Here is a 1,528-nt window from a genome sequence, read left to right as displayed (position 1 = left end):
GGGCCGGCGCGCGCAGCACAGCCGACTGCGCCCGCCGGCCTCAGAGCCCGCCGGTGTACAGCAGCCGGTCGGGCGAGTCCCCGCCGGGAGAGGACAGCACGTCCGCGGTCGAGGCGGAGACCAGCCAGTCGCCGACGCCTTCCGGCGACGCCCCGGGCCGCTCCTCCTTGAACAGGGCCGCCACGCCGGCGGTGTGCGGCGCCGCCTGGGAGGTGCCGCTCATGGCGACCGTCCCACCTCCCAGCCGGGCGGAGACGATGTCCACTCCGGGGGCGAACAGCTCCAGGCAGCGGCCGACGTTGCTGAACCCCGCCGGCCTGTCCTCCCGATCGGTCGCCCCGACGGTGAAGACCCGCTCCGCGCCGGCGGGCGAGGCGTCGCAGGCGTCCCGCGCGTTGTTGCCGGCCGAGACCACCGGCAGCGTGCCCCGGGCGGCCACCGCGTCGAACGCCTCGTCCACGGTGCGCGAGGCGCCGCCGCCGACCGAGGCGTTCAGTACGGCCGGCTGCTGCGCCTCAGCGGCGACCCAGTCGAGGGCCGCCAGCACCCCCGCCGTGCTGCCCCGCCCGTCGCAGTCCAGGATCCGCACCGACACCAGGTCGACCTCGCGGGCCACCCCGTGCGACGCGCCGCCCACGATCCCGGCGACATGCGTGCCGTGGCCGTGGCAGTCCGCCCCCGCTCGCCCGTCGTCGACCGCGTCGTAGCCCGCCACTGCCCGTCCGCCGAACTCCTCGTGGTCGAAGTCGAGCCCGGTGTCGACGATGTACGCCGTGACCCCGCGGCCGGTGCCCGACACCTCGTACCGCCCGTCCAGCGGCAGCGTCCGCTGGTCGATCCGGTCCAGCCCCCAGCTCTCACCGGCGGGTGCCGACCGCTCCGCTGCCGTACCGTCGGGCGGCAGGAAGAGGTCGGACGCCGGTGCCGGCTCTGCCTCCACCACCGCGTTCGCCTCGACGGCCGTGACCGCGGGCACCTCGCGCACCGCGGCGAGCTGTTCCGCGGAGAGCGTCGCGGCGAAGCCGTTGCGGACGGTGCCGTAGACGAACATCGGCGCGATGCCGAGTCCGGCCAGGACGTCGTCGACCGGCGCGGCCGGATCGAGGGTGACGAGGTACTGCCCCGGGATCACCCGGGGCCCGGTCTCCACCGCCGCGGGCGCCTGCTCGGGCGGGACGGCGGCAGCGGGGCCGCCGGCCGCGCCGGCCAACGGCAGCAGGAGCAGCAGGCCCAACGAGGCGTGTCGGGCGAGGGGACGCGTACGCATACGGACTCCGGAACGGTCGACTGGGCCGCCCGGGCACTCGTGCACCCGTGGACGGCGGACCTCTCCTCCTTCGGTCCCGGACCCCGCGGGCTTGAGCACGATCACCGCCGAACGTGCGGCCGGCGGTCCGATCGGGTGAGCGGCGCCGCACACCGATCGGTGAGCCGCTGCTCACCGCGCGGTCGATCACCGTCACCTACGGCGCCACCGTCGCGGTGCGCCGCGTCGACCTGCGGCTGGCCGCCGGGGAGGTCACCGCGC

At 76.4% G+C, this 1,528-nt stretch carries 1 protein-coding gene; it reads right to left on the bottom strand.

Annotated features, from left to right (window positions below):
* Positions 1–40: 40 nt before the first annotated feature.
* A complete protein-coding gene (locus HCN52_RS24370; RefSeq protein ID WP_168090578.1) occupies positions 41–1,267 on the bottom strand; it encodes a S8 family peptidase in 1,227 nt (408 codons plus the stop codon).
* Between the last annotated feature and the right edge of the window lie 261 nt (positions 1,268–1,528).

This window comes from Streptomyces bohaiensis, from assembly GCF_012033785.1.
GTDB lineage: Bacteria > Actinomycetota > Actinomycetes > Streptomycetales > Streptomycetaceae > Streptomyces > Streptomyces bohaiensis.
This window is presented reverse-complemented; position numbering and strand designations above follow the sequence as displayed.